At 42.8% G+C, this 23281-nt stretch carries 16 protein-coding genes; 13 read left to right on the plus strand and 3 right to left on the minus strand.

Going from position 1 to position 23281, the window contains the following annotated elements:
* Nucleotides 1-35: 35 nt before the first annotated feature.
* Nucleotides 36-1610 (minus strand): peptide chain release factor 3, encoded by a 1575-nt coding sequence (locus tag PFZ69_RS09240; protein ID WP_270180790.1) that lies wholly within the window; start codon nt 1608-1610, stop codon nt 36-38.
* Between the two features lie 127 nt (nt 1611-1737).
* Between PFZ69_RS09240 and PFZ69_RS09245 the strand changes: the two genes are divergently transcribed.
* The 11 genes from PFZ69_RS09245 (at nt 1738) to PFZ69_RS09295 (ending at nt 16867) form a co-directional block, all read left to right on the plus strand.
* A complete protein-coding gene (locus PFZ69_RS09245) occupies nt 1738-2160 on the plus strand; it encodes a flavoprotein (protein ID WP_270180791.1) in 423 nt (140 codons plus the stop codon).
* 199 nt (nt 2161-2359) lie between these two features.
* Complete coding sequence (locus tag PFZ69_RS09250) at nt 2360-3193, plus strand: aldo/keto reductase (RefSeq protein ID WP_442865138.1); 834 nt, start codon at nt 2360-2362, stop codon at nt 3191-3193.
* Nucleotides 3194-3369: 176 nt separating this feature from the next.
* Nucleotides 3370-4953 (plus strand): diguanylate cyclase, encoded by a 1584-nt coding sequence (locus tag PFZ69_RS09255; RefSeq protein ID WP_270180792.1) that lies wholly within the window; start codon nt 3370-3372, stop codon nt 4951-4953.
* A 16-nt stretch (nt 4954-4969) separates the two neighbouring features.
* The gene (locus tag PFZ69_RS09260; RefSeq protein ID WP_270180793.1) at nt 4970-6016 is read left to right on the plus strand and encodes a HEAT repeat domain-containing protein; all 1047 of its coding nucleotides are present in this window, start codon (nt 4970-4972) and stop codon (nt 6014-6016) included.
* On the plus strand, nt 6003-7418 hold the full coding sequence (locus tag PFZ69_RS09265; protein WP_270180794.1) for a glycosyltransferase family 2 protein: 1416 nt from the start codon (nt 6003-6005) through the stop codon (nt 7416-7418). The genes PFZ69_RS09260 and PFZ69_RS09265 overlap by 14 nt, the downstream gene beginning before the upstream one ends.
* Nucleotides 7419-10700, plus strand: a complete 3282-nt coding sequence (locus tag PFZ69_RS09270) for a hypothetical protein (protein WP_270180795.1) — start codon at nt 7419-7421, stop codon at nt 10698-10700.
* A gap of 59 nt (nt 10701-10759) precedes the next feature.
* Nucleotides 10760-11125 carry a response regulator gene (locus PFZ69_RS09275; protein ID WP_270180796.1) on the plus strand — a complete coding sequence of 122 codons (366 nt, stop codon included), beginning with the start codon at nt 10760-10762 and terminating at the stop codon, nt 11123-11125.
* Entirely contained in the window at nt 11118-13994 is a 2877-nt protein-coding gene (locus PFZ69_RS09280) for an ATP-binding protein (protein WP_270180797.1), read from the plus strand. Before PFZ69_RS09275 ends, PFZ69_RS09280 begins: the two co-directional genes overlap by 8 nt.
* A 161-nt stretch (nt 13995-14155) precedes the next feature.
* The gene (locus PFZ69_RS09285; protein WP_270180798.1) at nt 14156-15157 is read left to right on the plus strand and encodes an NAD-dependent epimerase/dehydratase family protein; all 1002 of its coding nucleotides are present in this window, start codon (nt 14156-14158) and stop codon (nt 15155-15157) included.
* Between the two features lie 18 nt (nt 15158-15175).
* Nucleotides 15176-15601 (plus strand): DUF1801 domain-containing protein, encoded by a 426-nt coding sequence (locus PFZ69_RS09290; protein WP_270180799.1) that lies wholly within the window; start codon nt 15176-15178, stop codon nt 15599-15601.
* Between the two features lie 12 nt (nt 15602-15613).
* Complete coding sequence (locus PFZ69_RS09295; protein ID WP_270180800.1) at nt 15614-16867, plus strand: MFS transporter; 1254 nt, start codon at nt 15614-15616, stop codon at nt 16865-16867.
* 37 nt (nt 16868-16904) lie between these two features.
* Here the strand turns inward: PFZ69_RS09295 and PFZ69_RS09300 are convergent, their stop codons facing one another.
* Nucleotides 16905-17933, minus strand: coding sequence for a phosphatidylglycerol lysyltransferase domain-containing protein (locus PFZ69_RS09300; protein WP_270180801.1), 1029 nt, complete (start codon nt 17931-17933; stop codon nt 16905-16907).
* Nucleotides 17934-18323: 390 nt separating this feature from the next.
* Here PFZ69_RS09300 and PFZ69_RS09305 point away from each other — a divergent pair, with 390 nt between their 5' ends.
* Both PFZ69_RS09305 and PFZ69_RS09310 read left to right on the plus strand, forming a co-directional pair.
* Entirely contained in the window at nt 18324-20732 is a 2409-nt protein-coding gene (locus PFZ69_RS09305) for a M14 family zinc carboxypeptidase (protein WP_270180802.1), read from the plus strand.
* 219 nt (nt 20733-20951) lie between these two features.
* On the plus strand, nt 20952-22364 hold the full coding sequence (locus PFZ69_RS09310) for an LVIVD repeat-containing protein (protein WP_270180803.1): 1413 nt from the start codon (nt 20952-20954) through the stop codon (nt 22362-22364).
* A 44-nt stretch (nt 22365-22408) separates the two neighbouring features.
* Here PFZ69_RS09310 and PFZ69_RS09315 read toward each other — a convergent pair whose 3' ends face one another.
* Nucleotides 22409-23131, minus strand: a complete 723-nt coding sequence (locus tag PFZ69_RS09315; protein ID WP_270180804.1) for a 3-ketoacyl-ACP reductase — start codon at nt 23129-23131, stop codon at nt 22409-22411.
* Nucleotides 23132-23281 lie beyond the last annotated feature (150 nt).

Raw genomic sequence — 23281 nt, forward strand, 5'->3', positions numbered from 1 at the left:
CTTGATCCAAAAAAGGATCGAGATGTGGCTTTCTTTTACTTAGATTCCTTCAACGGTACATCAGGATTTTTCTCCTGGAACCAGCGAAGCGCAAAGTCGTTTGTGAATAAGAGGACTGGACGCTGCTGCTGATCGTAAACGAGAAGGTTTCTCGAGTTGTCGACAAGGTTTTCTGGCTTATCTGCTTCAATCCATCGCGCGTGCTGATGAGGCATCGTGTCGAATTGAATGTCAGTGTTGTATTCACCCTTCATGCGGTGTTCGAAGATTTCAAACTGAAGTCTTCCGACAACGCCGATGACGATTTCATCCCAGTGCGCGGTTTTGTAAACCTGAATCGCACCTTCCTCTGAAAGCTGCTGTACGCCTTTGTAGAAGTGCTTTTGTTTCAACGCTTTTTGAGCTCGCACTTTGGCAAAATGCTCAGGTGGGAAGGTTGGTAGTGCACCGAACGAATAAACGTTTTTAGAACCGACGAGCGTATCACCGATCTGATACGTTCCGGAATCATAGAGCCCGACGATATCTCCTGGATAGGCTTTATCGACATTGCCTCGAGACGATGCGAAGAAAAGCTGTCCTTGAGAAAGCTTCATACTCTTATTCGTTCTTTCAAGCCAAGCTTCCATTCCTCTTTCGAACGTGCCTGATACGATACGAAGGAATGCAACGCGATCGCGGTGGGCAGGGTTCATGTTTGCCTGGATTTTGAAGATAAAGCCAGAGAAGGTTTCATCTTCAGGCTTCACTTCTCCTTCAGAGCTTTGTCTTGGTGCTGGAGGTGGAGCAAGGTCTAGAAAGTGGTTTAAGAATGTTGGCACTCCGAAGCTTGAAATCGCACTTCCGAAGAAGACAGGCGTTTGTTTTCCTGCCTGCAATGCTTCCTCACTGTACGTTGAACCTGCTTCATCAAGTAACATCACGTCTTCTTGAAGCTGATTCACAAGATCTTCGCCAGCTTTATCCTTTAAGACAGGGTCATCGAGATCTGAAATGTAGACAGCTTCTTTCTCCTTGTTATCACCGTCTGTATCATAGAATTCCACTGCTTTTTTGTGTCTGTCGTAGACGCCGTGAAAGTCTTGACCCATTCCAATCGGCCAGTTCATCGGATAAGATTCGATTCCAAGAACTTCTTCGATCTCTTCAAGTAGTTCGAGCGGTTCACGTCCTTGACGATCCATCTTATTCACGAACGTGAAGATCGGGATACCGTGCTCACTAACAACTTTGAATAGCTTTTTCGTTTGGGACTCGACCCCTTTAGCGGCATCGATGATCATAACGACACTATCAACAGCGAGAAGCGTTCGGTACGTATCTTCACTGAAATCTTCGTGACCAGGCGTATCGAGAATATTGATCGTATGTCCTTTATAGTTGAAGTTCATCACTGAAGACGTAACGGAAATTCCGCGTTGCTTTTCGATTTCCATCCAGTCAGATGTCGCAAACTTTGAGGACTTTCGTGATTTAACTGTACCAGTTGAACGAATTTGTCCACCAAGAAACAAAAGTTTCTCTGTTAACGTCGTTTTACCAGCATCGGGGTGGGAAATGATCGCAAACGTTCTTCTTTTATTTATTTCTTCTTGTAATTGGTTGCTCATAAGGCGATTTATCCTTTCAAATATCACTTCTTATGTAATATAACATAATCCCATCTCTCTTCCTATTGTAGAGATGAAAGGATTCTGTCGATGCTTGTTGAAATAGAGTGGAGGGGGAGGGAATCGAATGAAAAATTTTGATGAGTTTTTAGACGAGTTTCTAGAAAGCTGGAGGCAATCATCCATCGATGGTGTGAAGTACAAGATTAGTGATAGCTATCAGGCTAGAGAAATCACGAGCCAATCAGAAATTTATGATTTTGGTTATACCGAATCTGTAAAAGGTTGGGAACAGGCTTTTACTGCATTTAAAAAGGATGGTACACAGTGGGACTTGAAAAAGGTATCGGTCACACCGCTAAGAAGAAATGAAATGCTTGCAGTTATTTGGGCTTCCATCTCTGCTGGTGGAAAGCGTAGTGAAACGGGCAACTTGTTCTTCAATACGTTCCGAAAAGGTGTACAAGGAGAATGGAAGCTTGTAAGAAGTTACATTGAAGCAGGTGTTCCTCAAGAAAACATCACCAAAATCGAACGATTTAATTGGTAAAAAAGGGACCGCTCGGATAACATCGAGCGGTTTCTTTATAGGGAAGGGTCTTTTAGACTAGTTATCGATAGGTCAGAGAAGAGAACAACACCTTTTTACTTATTTCAATCGATCCGAGTTCGTTTAATTGACTTTACGGTGGGAATTAGAAAAAATAGTAGTGAAATGATCCAATTTAGATATAGAGGAGTGAAATGAGTTGAGTAAGATGACCTTATCAAAAACAGTTAAGCTAAATAACGGCGTTGAGATGCCGCAAGTTGGTCTAGGTGTATTTCAAGTAAAAGAAGAGGAACAGCTTATCGGTGCCGTTACTGCTGCGATTAAAAATGGATACAAAAGCATAGATACTGCTGCGATCTACGGAAACGAAGAGTGGGTAGGCAAAGCGGTCAACGAAGCTGGTGTACCTAGAGAAGAACTCTTCATCACTTCTAAAGTATGGAATTCGGATCAAGGTTATAATGAAACGATCCAGGCTTTTGAAGCGTCGCTTGAAAGAATGGATCTCGAATACTTAGATCTATACCTTATCCACTGGCCAGTGGAAGGGAAGTTCGTCGACACATGGAAAGCGATGGAGCACCTTTATCATGAAGGGAAGATCAAAGCGATCGGTGTGAGTAACTTCCACATTCACCACCTTGAAACACTGTTTAAGGAAACGACCGTTAAACCGGTAGTTAACCAAATCGAGCTACATCCAAAGCTAAACCAAAAAGAAATTCGCGATTTCTGTGAGAAGCATGAGATTAAGGTGGAAGCATGGTCACCTCTTATGCAAGGTGAACTATTAGAGAATGAAGAGCTGAAAGACATCGCTGAAAAGCACAACAAATCAACTGCTCAAGTCATCCTAAGATGGCACTTGCAGAACGATGTCATCATCATTCCGAAGTCTACGAAAGAACATCGTATTAAGGAAAATGCTGATTTATTCGACTTCGAACTTTCAAATGGAGAGATGGATCGTATCAACGCGCTGAATGAAGACAAACGAGTTGGACCAGACCCGGACAACTTTGATTTTTAATGTAAGAACCGATAGGAAAATACTCCTATCGGTTTTTTAGTTCTGCATCCAATGGATTAATTTTCCTCCATAGGAAAAATTGCTAATTTTGACATTGTAGTGTTTGCATAAGTCTTATATTATTAAACTATTTGAGGATAGTTTAAATTCGCCCTAGATTCATAGGAGGCATCATATTGGAGAAGTATAAAAAGAAATTTGCTAGTAAAATTAGAGATCAAATCAACGCGATAAAAAAGAAGAATGAGAGCGTTCCTGAGAAAGAAATCTATCAGCTTCTGCACACGATAAAGGGAACAGCTGGTACAGTCGGATACCAGCATGTGGGAGAACAGGCAGAGGCAGTCATCTCACAGTTTGATGAAGAGAGTGAGAAAACGTTCTCCAACGAGTATACGGTAAAAGTGCTTGAGGGTATCGTTGAGGGAATAGATGAGGGCAATGCTGCCGGGGCAACGTCTGATGAAGAAGAAGTGGTCATCCTCATCCATCCGAAACCAATGACGTTGATCGAAATGAAAAGTTACATAGAGAAACAAGGGTATATCGTCTTTGCTTCTTTGCAGCTTTCGAAAGCACGTACAGTGATCTATGATATGAATCCTGACTGTATCATTTTAGAGCATTCACTGATGGATCAGGATAAAGAGATCGCTGATGAAATTAGAGAAAAAGCAGAAGTGCAGTTTATCCCATTAGTCATTACGGATGAGAACAGTTCTGCAGTGAATCGGTTGAATAGCTACAAGCTAGGTGCGAGCGACTATTTTGAATCGGACATATCGATGGACGAGTACTTCATTAGAATGAACGATAAAGTGAAGAAGCGCAGAATGGTCATGACCTCCGTATTAACAGATGAGTTGACGGGAGCTTATAATCGAAAGTTCCTAGAAAACCATCTGAATCATCTGCGTTCGGAAATGATTAGAACGAACGAAAATGTCAGCATCACCATTCTAGACATCGACCATTTTAAATCGATAAATGATCAATATGGTCATTTGATAGGAGATCAAGTGTTAAGGAAGCTCTCCCACTTTATTATGAATCGTAAGAAAAGAAGGGATACGCTGATTCGGTATGGCGGGGAAGAGTTTGTGGTTGTGCTTCCAGGAAGAAGTACTTCTGATGCGATCGACTTCATAAATGAACTTCTCACAGATTTTCAAAAAGAAGTGTTCGGCCCGCAAACTGAACAGTTTTCAGTTACATTTTCAGCTGGCATCGTGGAACTCGATACAAGTTCAACCAACCGAGAACTATTGAATCTAGCTGATGAGGCGCTATATCGAGCTAAGTCAAATGGTCGAAACCAAGTTGTGTTCTATGACAATGTTCCTTCCAATGAAAAGAATATCAAAACGATACAAATCGCCATTGTCGATGACGATGAAATACTAAGAACGATGCTTTCATCACACCTTATGGACCTTCAGATGGATGGAAATTATCACATCGAAGTGAAAGCCTATCGAGAAGGAGAGGCGTTCTTTGAAGATTCATGGCATCGAACGAGCGCGCCTTGTCTTGTATTACTCGATGGCATCATGCCTCGGATGGATGGTATAGAGGTATTGCATCGTCTTCGTCATGAGAGGGAACAAAGCCGCTACACCGTAATGATGTTGACCGGTAGAAAAACAGAGAGAGACATCGTTAGAGCGCTAGAACTTGGCGCTGATGATTATATTACGAAGCCTTTCAATATGCTTGAGCTAGAAGCTCGTATCCGTAGACTTATTGAGAAGGTCGTTTAATAGGACGGTCGATGATATGAACGCTGTATTTGTAGTATTTCAGCTTTTTGTTGTTCTGCTTGTGGTTTTAACACTGCTGTTTTGTTTTCTTCTTATAAGAAAATACCTCAGCAATCGCTTTGATGAGAAGAAAGCGTATTGGAAGAAGTATTATTTAGAAAGCATCATGGAGGCGCTTAAAGGAACGCGGGAGCTTGCACCGCCAGAATCGAAAGCGATGATGGAAGCGTTAGAGGACGTGCTGACAAGGTACTACTCCTTGATGAAAGGAAATACCTCCATGATGGCGGAGATCGAGATGATCGCTGAAAAGTATTTTTTAATACATTATAAAACTCAACTGAAAAGTAACAGTTGGAGTGTGCGGATGAACACGCTTTATCGCATAGAAAAGTTTCGCATGGCTGCGTTGAGTGATGAGTGCATAGCGATTTATGAAACCAAACATGTAACTGAAATGGAAGCCATTCAAGTACTGCGAGTTTTAGCAAACATACAGGATGATCGAGTCTATTCCATCCTTTTAAAAGAAACGAAAGAGTACTCAGGGTTTTATTATCTAGATATTTATTCACGACTTGAAAGACCTTTGTTTGAAGCGTTGATCATGTCGATCGATGAGTTTCCGCTATGGATTCAACAGACGTTGATCGAAGCAATGGGAGAAAGAAAAGAACATGATTACTTACCTTACATCGAACCGTTCTTAAGCTCTTCCAATACAGAATTCAGAATACGAGCGTTAAAAGCCATCTCTAAGATGGGATACATGACGAAGATCGATCTCATTATCCCATCGTTCACGTCTGAGAGCTGGCAAGAGAGAATGATGGCGGCAAAGGTTGCTAAGATGCAGCGTGATGACCGCTTCGTACATCTGCTGCTGCCCCTTCTCTCGGATCAGTTCTGGTGGGTAAGAACAGCAGCAGCCGAATCCCTTTCCTATCAATCAAATGGTAAGGCGTTATTAAGAGAGATCTCTAGTGAACATGAAGATCGTTTCGCTAGAGACATTGCCCTCGAGTGGCTTTTGAGGAAGGAGCATCTACGTGACCCTCGCTAACATCTTCACAACGTTATTAATTATTTTCACAAGCTTTGTAGCAGTCTATCTTGTGGGGATCATCTTGTTTTATTTCATACTGTTCATTATCTCTGCGATTCAGTTGAGAAAAGAACACAACATCGATCAGTTCGAGCAATACGAAGAGATCATCGACTCATCATTCTCGCCGCCCGTGTCGATTTTGGTGCCAGCATATAACGAAGAAACGGGCATCGTGCCAAGTGTACGGTCGTTACTCAGCATCAACTACCCGGAGTTTGAAGTTGTCGTCATAAACGATGGATCAAAGGATGGGACACTGCAGGCGGTAGTAGAAGCTTTTAGTATGGTAAAGGTTGAAAAAACGGTTCGTAAATTAGTGGACTCAAAAGACATCAAGCACGTTTATCAATCTACGTTATATGAGAATTTATTTCTAGTAGACAAAATGAACGGTGGGAAAGCAGATGCTCTTAACGCTGGAATGAATGTTGCCCACTATCCTTATTTCTGCTCACTCGATGGTGATTCGATCATTGAGAGAGATGCGTTTGCAAAGGTGATGAAACCGATCATCGATTCTAAGCAGCAGGTTATCGCTGTTGGAGGAAGTGTCCGAATCGCGAATGGATGTGAGATCGAGCGAGGTGAAGTGATGAAGGTCGCACTATCCAGAAGTCCACTCGTGGTCATGCAAGTAATCGAATATTTGCGAGCGTTCCTCATGGGAAGAATCGGCTTATCACGTCATAATCTCCTGCTGATCATCTCTGGCGCATTCGGTGTTTTTCATCGTGAAAGTGTCGTGAAGGTAAACGGTTATCGAACGAACACGGTTGGAGAAGATATGGATCTTGTTGTGAGATTACACCGCTTAGCAAAAGAAGAAGGTTCAGGCAAACGCATCGTCTATGTACCTGATCCTGTTTGCTGGACTGAAGCCCCTGAAAGCATGAAAATTCTCAGAAGACAGAGAAGCAGGTGGCACAGAGGACTCTTCGAAAGTCTTTGGTACAACAAAAAAATGTTATTTAACCCTCGGTACGGGTTAGTCGGCACCATCTCGATGCCATATTTCTTTATCGTTGAATTTATTGGACCAGTCATCGAGCTCATCGGATATATTCTGATGATTCTCGCACCATTCATTAGTGGTTTCTACACACCGTTCGCATTCATGCTGTTTTTGTTAGCCGTCATCTATGGATCGCTTCTATCGATGAGTGCGGTACTGCTAGAGGAATGGAGTCTTCGCCGCTACCCTAAGGTAACCGACCTCGTGAGACTCTTTTTCTATTCTCTATCAGAAGCATTCTGGTTCAGACCGATGACAGTATTGTGGCGTGTAGAAGGAATCTTTCAACTATTTAAAGGAAACCAAGGCTGGGGAGAAATGAGTAGAAAAGGAGTTTCGAAGTAAGTGTTTACTCACAAGAAATTAACGTCATACGCAGGTGTTGTAGCAGGAATCCTAACGTTACTTGTGATCATCAGCATTCCGGTCATCATTTGGCACTCTCAAGGAGAACATCAACAAGACGTTTACATTATTGATAAAACAGTACCAGATCAATCGTATCGCGAACACCGCGGACTAACATGGCTGCTCAATTATGAGAAATGGGTGAAAGAAGATGGAGCATACGATGCTTCAAAAGACTACACTGGCTTCCATCCGGGCGAGGAGCGCGAATATGCCATTTCCTCTTTCCCCGATACGTTAAAGGATTATGAATTGATCTATCTCGCCGACTCATACGGCGTTTATGAAGATGAATACTATGGTGGAACAACGAACGGCGACCGATCAGCCTCCCTATATGGGGGAATGCAAGTGGATGAAGTGAATAAGATCGCTGAGGCAGTGCAAAAAGGATCGACTTTCATCGCTGAATTCAACGCATTCGGAAGTCCGACTGAACAGGCTGCGAGAGAGCGGCTCTACTCTGTTCTTAACCTGGAATGGTCAGGATGGATCGGACGATACTTTGAAGAGCTCGAAGTCGGAGGAGAGGTTCCTGCTTGGGCAGTGAAAAACTATGAGAAACAAACGGGAGAGAAGTGGAAGTTTGAGGGTGATGGTTTACTTCTCGTAGATGAGGATGATCAGTTGATCGTCATCGAGGGTGAAGAGATCGGGGAGGATACCGTCACATTCTCATTCACAGAAAACGGAAAGGATCATGTGAGTGATCATCTTGTTCAGGAATCAAGTTCTTATCATTACTGGTTTGATATCGTCACGCCTGAAAACGATGAGGAGATATTAGCTACTTATTCTCTCGATGTTACGGAAGAAGTGGAAAAAACGTTATCGCAAAGCGGCGTTCCCGTAACGTTTCCTGCAGTGATCAACCATCAAGATACATATTATTTTGCTGGAGATTATGCTGATCGCTCATCTACATTTGATTTTTATCAGTACAAAGGGATCCCGTCGATCAATCGCTTACTCACTTTTGGAGACAACTCTTCAATCGATGCGTTTTACTGGAAAATGTATGTTCCGATGATGAAGTCTGTACTCGAAGAAGTCGAAGAGAAAACAAGTGATAAGGAAGAAGTGCAGCATAAGAGCGAGGTGTATACCTCTGATGGGGTCCGCGTAGCTGGTCAAGTAAGCGACGATCACATCCAACTCTATCGAGATGGAAAATGGGAAGACATGTTGATCAAAGGCGTGAATATGGGAATCGCAAAACCTGGCTATTTCCCGGGAGAAACGGCGATTACAAAGCGGGAATACAAGCGATGGTTCAGACAGATCTCTGACATGAATGCGAATGCGGTAAGGGTCTATACGATCCATCCTCCTGGGTTTTATGAAGCGCTTCTCGAGCATAACAAAGAAACTGAAGAGCCGCTCTACCTCTTCCACGGCGTTTGGGTTGAAGAAGAACCGATGCTTGAGTCTCAGAATGCATTCGCTGAGGAGAATCTCGAACTTCTAGACCGAGCGATCGAAGACACGATAGATATTATTCATGGAAATGCTCGCATCGAGAATCGGAAGGGGCATGCTGGTGGAATTTATTCTGCAGATGTCTCGCCTTATGTGATCGGTTGGATTCTTGGAGTCGAGTGGGATCCTGAAGTTGTCGTTTCTACGAACGAGAAAAACGCATCACTAGCGCAATATGATGGAGACTATGTTTCAACTTCGAATGCTAGTCCGTTTGAAATCTGGCTTGCGAACATGATGGATAAGACGATGCGGTATGAAATGGAGAATTACCAGTGGCAGCGTCCGGTTAGTTTTACAAACTGGGTAACGACGGATCTTATCGAGCATCCTGCTGAGCCGCTTGAAAAAGAAGACCTTGTCTCGGTGAATCCAAATGCAATCGAGCTGAAGGAGACGTATCAAGCCGGTCAATTTGCTTCTTATCATATTTATCCTTATTATCCTGACTTCCTGAACTATGAAGAGAAGTATGTGAACTACAAGGATCACAATGGCGAGAAAAACAATTATGCAGGGTATTTGAACGACTTGCGTGGTGAACATTCAATGCCTGTCCTCGTAGCGGAGTTCGGTGTGCCAGCTTCTAGGGGAATCACACATCGGAATGTGTACGGGATGGACCAAGGCGGACATTCTGAATCAGAGCAAGGAGAGATCGATGCGAAGTTGTTCGAATCGATCGTTGAAGAAGATTATGCAGGAGGGCTCATTTTCTCCTGGCAGGATGAATGGTTTAAACGAACGTGGAACACGATGGATTACGATAATCCGGACCGACGTCCATTCTGGTCAAATGATCAAACAAACGAGCAGCAGTTTGGTTTGCTTAGCTTTGATCCAGGTGAAACTCTAAAAGTAAAAGTTGATGGAGACGTGACTGACTGGGAAGACGCAGGTATCAAGCCGCTCGTAACATCAGATAACGGCAACTTTGAGAAATTGTATATGACAAGTGATGAGAAGTATATCTATTTTAGACTAGATTATGAGAATATGACGCCAGAATTGCTAGAAGAAGAACATACAGCACTTCTTTTCAATACGATCGGTCAACAAGGAAGCACAGCCTTGTCAGAATCTCTTGCAGCAAGCGAGGGGATCGATTATATATTGAATTTAAACGGAAAGACAAATTCACGTCTGCTTGTCCACAGCTACTATGATACGTTCTATTATCAATACGGCGAGTCGCTCGGATTAATCGATAAGAACGAGTATGCAAGTGATCCGAACAACGAAGTGTTCCACCCTCTGCGTCTTGCTTTGAATAAAGAACTCTACATTCCAACAGAGGATAAAGTCTATCCTTTTGAAGACTATGAAGCAGGTTTACTCACATACGGTAATGGTGATCCAGAGGACAAGAAGTATAACTCAGTGTCAGATTTCATCATGAAAGACAATCGTATTGAAATTCGACTGCCATGGGCTTTGTTCAACGTGAAGGATCCTAGTAAGAAAGAAATTTTTGGCGACATCTTTGAGAAAGGACTGAAGTCATCGAGGGTTTCAGAAGGGTTTGAAATCGGGGTCGTTACGTACGAAGGTGAAGTTGAAAATGAAGGTTTAAAGATACAAACAATCTCACAAACAGAACCGAAGCTTGATGACGAAACCCTTACCGTTTCAGAATTTGCTCAATTTGAATGGGACGAGTGGGATGAACCAACTTATCATGAACGATTAAAACAATCCTACTATATTATTCAAGAAGCTTTTGGCCGATATAAGAAGTAGAGAGGTTCTACTTCTTTCTTTTTAGGTTAGTGAGTATAGAAAAAGGATGTGTAGTGAATATGAATGCGAGAATACTAGTAGCAGACGATGAAGAAATTTTGCGCATGTTGATCGTAGATACACTTGAAGACAATGACTATGAAATCGATGAAGCAGAGGATGGCGCTGAAGCGCTCGATCTCATCAATTCAAATCCTTATGACCTTGTGCTGCTCGATTACATGATGCCCGAGATGACAGGCTTAGAAGTTATCGAAACGATCAGAGCCAAAGGGAATCATGACGTAAAGATCATGATGTTAACAGCTAAGGCACAAAAGAAAGATGAAGACCTTGCGAAAGAAGCAGGAGCAAATTATTTTCTTTCAAAACCTTTTAGCCCTATCAATCTATTAGAAACAGTCGAGGCAATCTTAGATGAATAAACGCTGGAAGAATAGTCTTTCTCATCAGTTTGTAAGAATTATGGGAGGGTTTCTAGTCGTTATCGTACTTGTGACGATAGCGCTTGGGTTATTCACACATCAAATCGAGAGAACGTATGAGACGAAGATAAACGATCTCAGAAGTAAATATGAAGCTGCGATTGAGCTTGAAGATAGTTTGAACCAGATGTTTTTTGAAGCTAGAGGGTACTTAGGGTTTAGACTTGATTCCCCTTTCCTCGCATCTTATGAACAAGAAAAAGCTAAGATTGAAGAAAACATCTCGAACCTAGAACCAAAGTTAAGCACAGACGAAGAACGGCAAAAAATAAAGGATCTTGAAAATTATCTCGTTCGCTATAATCGGTTGTTTGAAGAAGCGCTAGATTTAGTGTCGGCTGATAATACAGAAGGACTTCAACGACTTTCTCGAGACATGGGTGGGAGTGACCTTGTATATACAGCCAAAGATTCAATCAGAGAACTCGTCAACTCAATCAGAACGGATATTAAAGAGACCGATGAAGAGCTCATCAACCGTCTTTCGACGATACAAGACCTTTTCATAGCGTTCGTTGTTTTCCTACTCTTGATCGCTACCGTGCTTGTCGGTGTGATGGCTCGAAAAGTTGGTCGTCCTCTACATGAACTGGCGATCGCCTCGAGTCAAGTTTCAGCCGGCGAGCGTGTTGAGGTGCCTCATGAAAAAAGGTTTGATGAATTAGGTGAACTAGCGAGAGCTTTCAACTCGATGGTGATGAGCATCCAAAGCAATGAAAGTAAACTGATCAGTACAAACGAAGCGCTTCTCAAGCAGCGTGAGGAATTAAAAGTTAACAAGGAAGAGCTTGAGCAGAGCGTCAAGACGATGAATTATCAAACAAAAGTTCTTCAGCATCGCAATCAGTTGAACCGCGCATTAGCGTCAACTTTGAGTAAAACAGATCTTCTGCAAAGCATCATTTCGAACTTGATCGAAATTCTCAATGCTGATAGAGGATTGATCGTTCTCCTCAATCAAAATAAGGACTATGCAGCGGTTGGCTTAAAAAACGAGATGGTACAACGCTGGATAAATCATATCGATGACGGGCCAGCATTAAAAGCCATCACACAGAAGAACTATCACATCGTTAGCAGACAAGCGACTGAGGGAGAAGCTGGTTACCATGCTCTCGAGCGTTCTCTTTCATATGATCTATACTTACCGATTATTTCTGAGGGTACGCCTGTTGCACTTATGTGTCTCACACGAATCGGAACCGTATTTACAGAAAAAGAAGTGAACGAAGTAGACGACTTATGCAGGCAGATCTCACTGTCTCTCGATAAGCTGCGTTTATATGAAACTACGGAAAATGAACGTAAAGTTACGATGGAAGTTTTGAATACGGTTAGAGAAGGCATTCAGTTAGTCGACCGAAAAGGTGACACAATTTCAGTGAATAACCAAATGTGTTCAATGTTGGACGCGTGTATCTCAGATGAAAACCGAAAAAAAGACTTCGATGTGTGGAGCAGCACGTTTTTAGGAAAAGTGGATGAAGACTATCGGGACGTGGTAAGAACATATATCAACCGTGTGATAAAAGGAATCAAACCGCAAGAAAGTGAACTCGTCTATCAAACAAACCATGAAGTTCCCCGATTTATTCGGATGTATTATGAGCACCTGCATAATGCGGATAAATTTATCGGTTCAATCTTTGTTCATCGAGATATTACAAGAGAATATGAAGTGGATGAGATGAAGAACGAGTTTGTTAGTACAGTGAGCCATGAACTCCGTACGCCACTCTCAAGCGTGCTAGGGTTTACAGAGCTCATGATTTCAAAAGATCTAAAGCCTGAAAAGCAGAAGAGGTATTTGAAGACGATTCATAAAGAAGCGAGTCGTCTAACGGTTTTGATCAACGATTTTCTCGATATTCAGCGCATGGAATCAGGGAAACAAATGTATGAGAAGACGGCGATCAACTTAAAACCAATCGTTTCTGACGTGCTGGAGAGTTATATAGAAACGTACAAAACGCATCGTTTTAATATTGAGGATACGAGTGACCATCATGAGATATTAGGAGATACGGATAAAGTCACGCAATTGCTTAATAATTTGATTAGCAATGCTGTGAAATATTCTCCTGAAGGTGGTGAGATCACACTTCGTTTTGAAGAAAAGAACGGCATGATCCACCTGCACATAGAAGATGAAGGGCTAGGCATTCCAGATGAAGCGATGTCTCACTTGTTTGAGAAGTTTTATCGGGTGGATAACAGTGATCGACGTCAGATTGGTGGAACAGGCCTAGGCCTAGCGATTTCAAAAGAAATTGCCACAGCGCACGGAGGAGATCTGACTGTGACATCGAGCTTAGGACAAGGGAGTACATTTACTATTTCTTTGCCTATTCTAGGTAAAGAGATGGACACGCCTAAAGATGGTGGAGTTCTCATTGTAGAAGACGATGATAGTCTGGCGCTTTTATTGATGGAAGAACTAAAAGCGAGTGGGTTCGATGTTTATCATTGCAGAAGCGGTGAATCTGCCATCCACATGATCGAAAAAATGACGCCGCGTGGCATCGTTCTCGACATTTTGTTAGATGGAGAACTGAGCGGTTGGGATGTTTTGAAGGTAGTAAAAGAAACGGAGCGGACGAAGGATGTTCCGATTGTCGTTTCAACGGTAACAGAAGACAAGCAAAAAGGACTGGATCTCGGTGTGAAGGATTATCTCATCAAACCGTATCCGCCGCAAGACTTATCAAGGTCAGTCATCAAAGCGTTATCCTCAGAAGAGACGGGTGAAATCCTTATCCCAGAGGGTGCGATTGAACTTGGTAAGGAGCAGGGAGAAAGATGGAAGTAGAAATCTAAACGAACTTTCTTCAGGAAATAAGGGTGTGCCGATGAGCACATCCTTTTTTTGAAGTGGCACAATTATTCTTATTCCGACAAGAATAAAGGAATTTCAAGCTCGAAGAAGAAATCATATCATGTCTGACTTTAATTAAAAGGGGAGGCGTACGAATGAAACTTCTTATCCTAGGCGGTACGCGGTTCATCGGAAGGTATATTACTGAACGGGCATTAAAGAATGGACATGAAGTTACTCATTTCAACCGAGGAAATCACGCTTTTCCTGAAGTCGAAACATTGATTGGAGATCGAGACGGTGATCTTTCGGCTCTTAACGGAAGATCGTTCGATGCAGTCATCGATACGAGCGGTTATTTTCCGAGAACCGTTTCCAATTCCACTGCACGATTAGCAGAAGTTGTCGATCATTATACATTTATATCGACGATTTCAGTGTATAAAGAGTTTGGCGAAAAGCCTTGTACGGAGGAGTCGCCTGTTCAAGTTATTTCTGAAGAAGAAGCAGAGAGAGTAACGGCTGAAGGTGCTGTTCCTGGGGAACATTATGGAGCGTTGAAGGCACTTGCCGAGAAAGAAGCGGAAAAGCATATGCCGGGGAGAGTGCTGCATATACGGCCTGGTTTAGTTGTTGGACCGCACGATTATTCAGATCGCTTCAGCTATTGGGTGAAACGATTAGAAGAGGGTGGCGATGTGCTCGCGCCAGGAAGACCACAGCGTCCGATTCAATTCATCGATGTAAGAGACCTAGCAGATTGCATCGTAAAAATGACGGAAAAGAAGGTGACAGGCGTTTATAATGTCACGGGTCCAGAACGTCATCTGACGATGGGAGAGCTGCTCGATACCTGTATGCGCATAAGTGGAAGTAAAGCGCTCCTTCACTGGTTAGATGAAGAGTTTTTGATCAGCCAAGGAGTTACACCATGGAGCGACCTGCCACTATGGTTACCGGAATCGAATAACGCAGCTGCTGACATCAGCGTTGATAGAGCGATTGCGAAGGGGCTAACGTACCGTCCGATCGAAGAGACCGTTAAAGACACGTTAGCGTGGTTGAAAACGAGAGACCCATCGCTCGATTGGAAAGCGGGCCTCGACCCTGAGAAAGAAAAGAAACTTTTGAATAAAACGGATCGAATGTATTCATAGTCTAAAGGAGAGTTTGAGATGGCTTATGAGTTAAAGACGAAAGAAAACGACAAAAGCGTTATCGAGTTTATTGAAAATGTTGAAAGCAAAAAGAAACGTGAAGATGCGTATCGATTGCTCGACATTTTTACTGAAGAAACAGGATACGACGCAAAGATGTGGGGAGAAAGCATCATAGGATTTGGCTCCTATCATTATAAATACAAAAGCGGTCATGAAGGAGATATGATGCTTGTTGGATTCTCGCCTCGTAAAGCGAAGATCAGTTTATATTTTGCAACAGGGGAGCCGAAACGAGAAGAAATACTTGAACGCTTCGGAAAGCATACAACTGGGAAAGCATGTGTGTACATCAATAAAGTAGACGATATCGATGTTGATGTACTGAAAGAATTGATTCATGAGTCGATCACATTTCTACGTGAAACGTACCCAGAGCAGTAGAGCGGTGCAACTGTGAAACGAATCCATTATAGCTGGATCATCTTAGTCATTACCTTTTTCACAATCATCGTAGCAGGTATCATCCGTTCATCTTCAGGGGTCTTTATCATTCCGTTTGAAAATGAGTTCGGCTGGGATCGCTCGGTCATATCGTTGGCATTTGGAATCAGCTTGTTTCTATATGGTTTTTCGGGCCCATTCATGGCAGCTCTTATCGAGGTCGTCGGACTTAAGAAAATGATGGTGTTCGCCATGATGACGCTGCTCTCTGGTTTAGGGTTAACATACGTGATGCAGGAATCATGGCAGCTCATCTTGATTTGGGGCGTAATCATCGGTCTTGGATCGGGTCTATTTCTTACAGTTCTGAGTCCGTATGTGGCGAACCGATGGTTTGAGAAAAGAAGAGGACTAGCGATTGGAATCTTAACTGCAAGCACGGCAACGGGCCAGTTAATCCTTTTGCCACTTCTTGCGATCATCATCGATCACTATTCGTGGCGATGGGCGGTAGGACTCATCTTCCTTCTCAGTGTCGTGATGTTTGTCGTCGTTTTGTTATTTATGAAAAGTTCACCTCGGGATGTGGGTGTTCTTCCATATGGACTTGAGGAGGAGCGCGAAGAGAGTGAAGCGTTCGGGAATAAGAATCCGATTAAGATGGCGTTCGGTGCTCTTCTTGAAGCTGTAAAAGTTAAGGCTTTTTGGCTGCTTGCCGGAAGCTTCTTTATTTGTGGCCTCTCAACGAGTGGCTTGATCGGCACACATTTTATCTCTTACTGCATAAGTTTTGGAATTACTGTAGTGACGTCTGCAGCACTTCTTTCTTTTATGGGAGTATTTGATTTGATCGGAACAACGCTATCAGGATGGTTGTCTGATCGGTTCGATAACAGGTGGCTATTATTCTGGTATTATTCGCTAAGAGGCGTCTCGCTGTTACTGTTGCCATACGCACTGACTGAGGGCTCAGTCACGTTACTCGTAATCTTCTCAGTTTTCTATGGATTGGACTGGATTGCAACAGTGCCACCGACGATCAACATATCGCGGCAAATCTTTGGTTTGGAGAAAAGCGGCATGATCTACGGCTGGATCTTCGCCTCTCATCAAGCAGGCGCTGCCGTTGCAGCTTACGGAGGCGGGCTCATCTATAAGGTGTTCTTTTCTTATACGTGGGCGTTTCTTTACGCTGGAATGTTTTGTTTGCTTGCGAGTCTGTTTGTCATCCTGATTAAGAAAGATACGAATCTAGTAAGGGCATAAGCATAAAAAGGAGACGGGCATTCCCGTCTCCTTTTCTTTAACCTGTATTTTGCAGTAATTCCCTTATGCGGGAAAAAGCTTTTGTTTTCGCTACTGGTGGATGATTGATCAACGCGATCAGTTGAACAATTAACGTTGGAAAGAATGATTTTTTGTGGCAAATATATTTCGGTTCCCATGAGTCCGCGAACTTGGCTTTAAATTCTTGTAGTCCTTTAAAATTATAGCGGCTGTTTCCGTGACAAAAGGCAAGGCGCATCAGGCGCTCACACATTGGCGAATCTTTGTGATTTCCAACATTCGAGAGCGGGGCCATTCCGAGGCTGCACTTCTCAACGTTTTGTTCTTTTAACCATTTGAATATATGAATAAACAACACATCCATCGTTCCGTGTGGACTGTTTGCACCCTTCCTCATCAAATCGATACAGCTGTAACTAGAAGTCGCGATGGTGGCAAACGCGATGATCTGACCCTCAGGATTTTTCAGTAAAGCGATTGGGAAAGATGAAACGTAATCTTCGCTGAACGAGACGACAGAAAAGCCTTTCTCCTTCTGAGACCCAAGCCATGACTTCGAAACCTCTGCTACTTCTCGGAGAAGTCGACTGGAATAAGGAGGGTGCATGACGGAGAACGTGAATCCGTTCCGCTCAAATTTATTACACCTTGTTCGAAGCTTCGCCCACTGCTTCCCAGCAAACGTAAGGTTCTCGAGGTTTACGATCGCTTCCTCACCGATTTTCGTAAACCGGTACCCATGCTCATGGTAATGGTGCATGTAGCATGGAGATGCCTGATAGAAGATCGGCGTTAATCCAAGCTCTCTGCTGTAGTCGCAAAATTCGTCGATGGCATCTTTTAGCAAAGACTCCTCACCGATCGGGTCACCTAATACCATCAATTTGCTTCCGGTTCGTCTGTATGCGATTAACACTTTACTTTCCTGAGCCCAGAAAATCTGTTTATCCTGTAATAAAATCAGGTGTGATAAGTGATGGCCGCCATATTCTCTTAGAAACGAGACAACCTTATCCATATCAACATCGAATTCATTATCAAACATGTACGCTCTTCCTCCTGCGTGTTTTGCATCTCTATAAAGATAACATATGTTGAGAATGAACGTTGCAGTAATTTTTGAACGGTTATGGAAATTTTGGGGTCTTGAAATAAAAAAGTTTCATAGACAATTTTGCTGTAAGGCATAAAATCATCGTGTTTTTCAATCGATCATAGTACAAGAGTAGTGTATGAATTTGAGCTGAATCAAAAGACCTAATCGTTTAAAAAGGTGCAGTAAACAAAGCGTTTTACAACGTCAAAGTGAGTGATAGAAAGAGGATGATAGGTCAAAAGGTACCTCCCATAATAAGGATGAATGTTATATACAAAAACAGGAATAAAAATACTAAAATTAGGAGGTGTACTAGTTCATAGAATGCGGAGGTAAGAGATGAAACATCAACTTATAACAGGAATAACGGCACTCGGTTTGTTAGCTGCACCAATGGTTGGTTCAGCTAATACCCATGGAAGCGACAAGGTTCATACTGCTGAAAACTATGAGGAGAAAGATGGTAGTCTTTTCAATAGTGAAAACTACGATTTTGTGAAGTATTCGAAGATCGGTGATAAGCTTCAAGACATTCAAAAGAAAAGTAATCGAATGACGATCGAGACATCTTCTGAATCTTCCGATGGTCATGAACTATTCGTCGTAACCATCTCTGATCCAACTACGAAAGGGAAATATGGCTATCAGAAAGCGTTAAGAAAGAAAATGTTCAACAACCCTGAAAAAGCGGAGAAGTTCATTGAGAAACACCCTGACTTCAAAGTTCCCGTGATGATCAACGGTTCCATACACGGTACAGAATTTGTAGGGACGGATGCTTCTCTTCAATTGATCGAACGATTCGCTACAGCAAACGATGAAAAAACGAAAGAGCTACTAGAAAATCATATCCTTATCTTCAACGTTGTCCAAAATCCTGACGGACGCATCGATGCGACGCGTTTTAACGGAAATGGCTTTGATTTAAATCGTGACTTTATCACACAGTCTCAGCCTGAAACGAGGCATACCGTCGACTTGATCAAAGAATGGAACCCAATGGTGTTCCTTGATCTTCATGGTTATATCAAATCATTTGGAGGTCCAGATCATCCCGGATTGATCGAGCCATGTACACCGCCGCACAATCCAAACTATGAATATGATCTTTATTCAAAGTGGGCGCTTGATCAAGCAGAAGCGATGGAAGGAAAGATTGTAGATAATCGCGAGGCGTACAAAAACACGAACGTTGAACAATCGAATGTTGATTATCAATCGATGACAGGTACATATATTCCTCAGCGAGATGACGAAGCCGGATGGGATGATTATCCACCGATCTTCACGCCGATGTATGCGATGTACCATGGTGCATATGGCTTCACGCTTGAAGCTCCAACGAACGATTGGGACGGAGTTAAATGGCATTATGATGCAGTGATGGGCGCACTTGAATTCTCAAACGACAATAAAAAAGATATGATCAAAGATCAGATTGAAGTGTTCAAGAGGGGCATTCAATTCGATCATCCTTATCATAAGGAAGGATTCTTCCCTAAAGCGTATATCCTGCCTGTAGACGAGAAAGATCCGACAGCTACGGAAAAAGCAGTAAAGCATTTAGAGTTTAACGACATCACCGTATCCGAGGCGAAGAAAGACTTTGAATACGATGGAGAGACCTATCCAGCAGGTACGTACGTTGTGGATATGAGTCAAGCAAAAGCTGGACTTGCGAACACGATGCTTTGGGATGGGGAAGATATTACCGACATCACCCCTGCTATGTATGATATTTCCGCATGGAATTTACCTGAACTATGGGGCTTTGAAGCAGTTGAAGTTCGTGCTGAAAGTGATTTTGATGTGAAGGTAAAAGACGTCAACAAGGTGAACTCTGCTGGCGTACTCGTTGGCGACGGACCCTACGTGATTCCTAACTCATCGGTCAAAGCTGTTCATCTAGCAAACACGCTGATCGAAGCCGGGTACGATATAAGAAGAGGGGGTGAGGGCGAATACTATATCCAATCTGAATCAACGCCAGAGCTGAAAAAGCTTGTGAAGGAATCCGGCATTCAAGTTGTGAGTAATGAGGCAATCTCAGGTGACGTGCTGACGTCTCAGAATGTGACAATCTTAAAAGATGGCGGGATAAGTAAATCCCAATCTCATGCAGGAACGCTAGCAGCACTCGAGCGATTAGGGTATAACGTCGAGGAGATCACACCAAAACAGTTAGCTGAACAAGGCTTGAGTGAGCAGACGGATGTTTTTATTTATAGTGGTACATCTAGGATGTTATCTTATGATCTTTCAAAAGCAAACGCAGCGTTCGGACTCGAAAACGAACGTCAGCTGGAATCTTTAAAAGCGAATCTCAACGATTTTGTTGATCGAGGTGGAAAGTATATTGCAGTTGGTGCAGGAGCATCACAATCTACGAAGAAGCTAGGATTAACGGATGTAACGGTTCATACCGGCGGCTACAACAGCAATGGAATCGTTCGTGTTGATTATAACGCCACACCATTAACAGCAGGCTATGAATCAACGGACTACGGTTTTGTTTATCAACCCGTCTGGTACACAGATGTTGAAGTCGCAGATGTTCATGCTTCATTCGTAAACAACAGCGAATTCTTTGTTGCGGGGCACTGGGAAGAACGAGATCCTGCACAGGGTAAACCTGTACTCGTAAAAGAAAAAGATGAAGATGTCACGTTGATTGGAATTGAAGCAGGGTTCCGTGATCATACTGATGATCTCTATCGTCTTCTTTCAAATGCAATCTATAGTAAATAAAGGTGAAAAGCTGACCTAGCGAAGGTCAGCTTTTCTTCTTGTAAAGAAAAATTTTACAGATTAGACGTGCGAAGCAACTGAATGACCGTCAATAGTCCTATACATAAAAGATAATGGTAGTTCTAAGTAATTATTTTCCAATTAAATCCTTTATATGTAAAGCAAACGTGCTATTATTTAAATTATCAAATAATTTAGAAAAAAATGGAGGTCGTTAGGTTGAACAAGAAGTACATAGTAAACTCGGCACTATCTGGAGCGCTGGCTTTTTCAATGATTCTTCCCGGACACGTCTTTGCCCATGATGAAATCGGCGATGTAAATATTGAGAAAGGTGAGCGAGCGAATTACCAGGATGTGGCGGCACCAGTGATGGAAGGTAGTAAGAACCTGAAGTTTTTAAAAGAAGTTGCAGCACCCGAGATGGATATTGTACGTGAAGATGGCAAGCAAAATTCGTTTGCTGATGTCTACGCGCACAAAGGGTACGCTTATGTAGGTACGCATGTACGAAATGGCGGGAACGGGGGAGTTCGCGTTTTCGATATGAAAGACCCTGCAAACCCTGAAGAAGTAGCTGTGTTTGCGAATGATGATATTCCAGGAACATGGCAAGAGAAAGTGATTGTAAAGTCGATTCACACTCCAGATTTTAAGGGGGATTTAGCGGTTGTTTCAGTTCAGCAGCTAGATAAAAACAACCCAGACTCTAAAGGTGGCTTCTTACTGTATGATGTCACAGCACCTGACGAGCCTAAGAAGTTAGGATTTTGGGAAGTGACGAAAAAGACGAGAGGTACGCACGAGTTGTACTTAACGACGCAGGGGAACCGTGCGGTCGTTGTGGCAGCTAACCCTTATGCTGATTACTTCAGTCACGGGGAAGAAAAGGACTTTCAGATCGTTGACGTAACAGATCCTACAAATCCTGAAACACTCTGGCAGTTTGATCCAAGAACGCTTCCGGAAGTAGCAGATGACTTCAATGGCTACCACTGGAATTCACCAGATGGAAAAACAAGGCCGCTCTTTAATCACAGTACGATGGTTGATGAGACTGGGAAATATGCGTATGTATCGATGTGGGATCTTGGTACGGTTCTCTTTGATATCTCTAACCCATCTGAGCCAGAATACCTTGGCAGGACTGACTTTGCCTCTGATCAGCAAGGATCTGCTCACTCTGCTACACTCGCGAAAGGCGGTACGATTTTAATCGAAACGCGTGAAGTATACGATCCTGTAAAAGATGGATATGAAGAAGCTTATGGATATACACGTATTTTCGATATTAAAGATAAAACGAACCCGAAGCTGTTGAGCGAATTTAAAACAGAATTAACATATGATATCGAAGAAGAAAACAATGTCACGTTCTCAAAGACGGTTCACGATCCGAAAGTACGTGGAAATACCCTTTATCTTTCCCATTATGCAGGAGGGGTTATAGCAGTAGATATCACGAATCCTTCTGAACCGAAAGAAGTTGCACGATATACGCCGGAGCGATCCGATGTGTGGGGTGTCTTCGTGGATAGAAACTACATTCTAGCATCTGATATCGGAAGTGGATTAAAGGTGCTTCAAACAAAAGGGAATGAACAAAAGAATCAATCGGTACCACAATCCTAAACCAACAAGTAAGGGAACTTCCAACTAAGGAAGTTCCCTTTTTCTTAAAATGGATTTGTTGCCCATTGCAGCGACTGTTTAATAAACATACGAGGGTGCAGTTTCAATTGACCTACCATATACTCAGCAAGGTCTTCAGGCTGCATATACTTTTCTTTATCATTTTTATCAGAATCGCCTCCAAAGGCGAGCTCCGTTGCGACAAGGCTTGGGTTTAAGGTGAAGACACGAATGTTGTTTCGTCTCACTTCCTGCATAAGTGCTTCCGTCATGCCCTGGATCGCAAATTTGGATGCATTATAAGCACTCGAACCTGCCGTCCCTTTCAATCCACTACTCGATGAGATGTTGATGATGTCTCCAGCGTCCTTTTCAATCATCTGCGGCAGGACTGCTCGAGTAACGTGATATGTACCGTACACGTTCACTTCGATCGCACGCTTCCATTCTTCTGGTTCAAGTTCTAAGAAAGATCCGTAGACCCCAATCCCAGCATTGTTGATCAGGATGTCAGTGAAGCCTAATTCATCGTGTAATTTCTTTACCGCATATTCGACTTCCTCAAGATTCGCGATATCAGCAGGTGCGACCACTGCTTTTACCCCGTAAGATGCAGCTTCTTTTGCTACTTCGTTAAGCTTACTTTCTGTACGAGCGATCAATCCAAGGTTTACGCCCTCTTTTGCGAGTTCAAGTGCAGTTGAACGTCCAATACCGCTTCCTGCACCAGTTACGATTGCCGTTTTTCTTTTGATCTGTTGTCCCATTTCATACACCATCCTCTCAAGGTTTGCCTACCTTTAAGTGTAAAGTTAGAAACGGAGAGAAGCAAAGAAAAGGGTTTCATTAGATTGAAAAACATCATGATGTTTGAAGTCAGCTGTGAGCGGAAACAGTCACTATGTACACGGAAAAGA

Source organism: Alkalihalobacillus sp. CinArs1 (genome assembly GCF_947387515.1).
Taxonomy (GTDB): Bacteria; Bacillota; Bacilli; order Bacillales; family Guptibacillaceae; genus Guptibacillus.

Bases quoted from the DNA above. Each gene is read 5' to 3' on its own strand.
- PFZ69_RS09240 (WP_270180790.1), bottom strand. From the start codon at position 1,610: ATGAGCAACCAATTACAAGAAGAAATAAATAAAAGAAGAACGTTTGCG.
- PFZ69_RS09245 (WP_270180791.1), top strand. From the start codon at position 1,738: ATGAAAAATTTTGATGAGTTTTTAGACGAGTTTCTAGAAAGCTGGAGG.
- PFZ69_RS09260 (WP_270180793.1), top strand. From the start codon at position 4,970: ATGAACGCTGTATTTGTAGTATTTCAGCTTTTTGTTGTTCTGCTTGTG.
- PFZ69_RS09275 (WP_270180796.1), top strand. From the start codon at position 10,760: ATGAATGCGAGAATACTAGTAGCAGACGATGAAGAAATTTTGCGCATG.
- PFZ69_RS09280 (WP_270180797.1), top strand. From the start codon at position 11,118: ATGAATAAACGCTGGAAGAATAGTCTTTCTCATCAGTTTGTAAGAATT.
- PFZ69_RS09285 (WP_270180798.1), top strand. From the start codon at position 14,156: ATGAAACTTCTTATCCTAGGCGGTACGCGGTTCATCGGAAGGTATATT.
- PFZ69_RS09290 (WP_270180799.1), top strand. From the start codon at position 15,176: ATGGCTTATGAGTTAAAGACGAAAGAAAACGACAAAAGCGTTATCGAG.
- PFZ69_RS09300 (WP_270180801.1), bottom strand. From the start codon at position 17,933: ATGTTTGATAATGAATTCGATGTTGATATGGATAAGGTTGTCTCGTTT.
- PFZ69_RS09305 (WP_270180802.1), top strand. From the start codon at position 18,324: ATGAAACATCAACTTATAACAGGAATAACGGCACTCGGTTTGTTAGCT.
- PFZ69_RS09315 (WP_270180804.1), bottom strand. From the start codon at position 23,131: ATGGGACAACAGATCAAAAGAAAAACGGCAATCGTAACTGGTGCAGGA.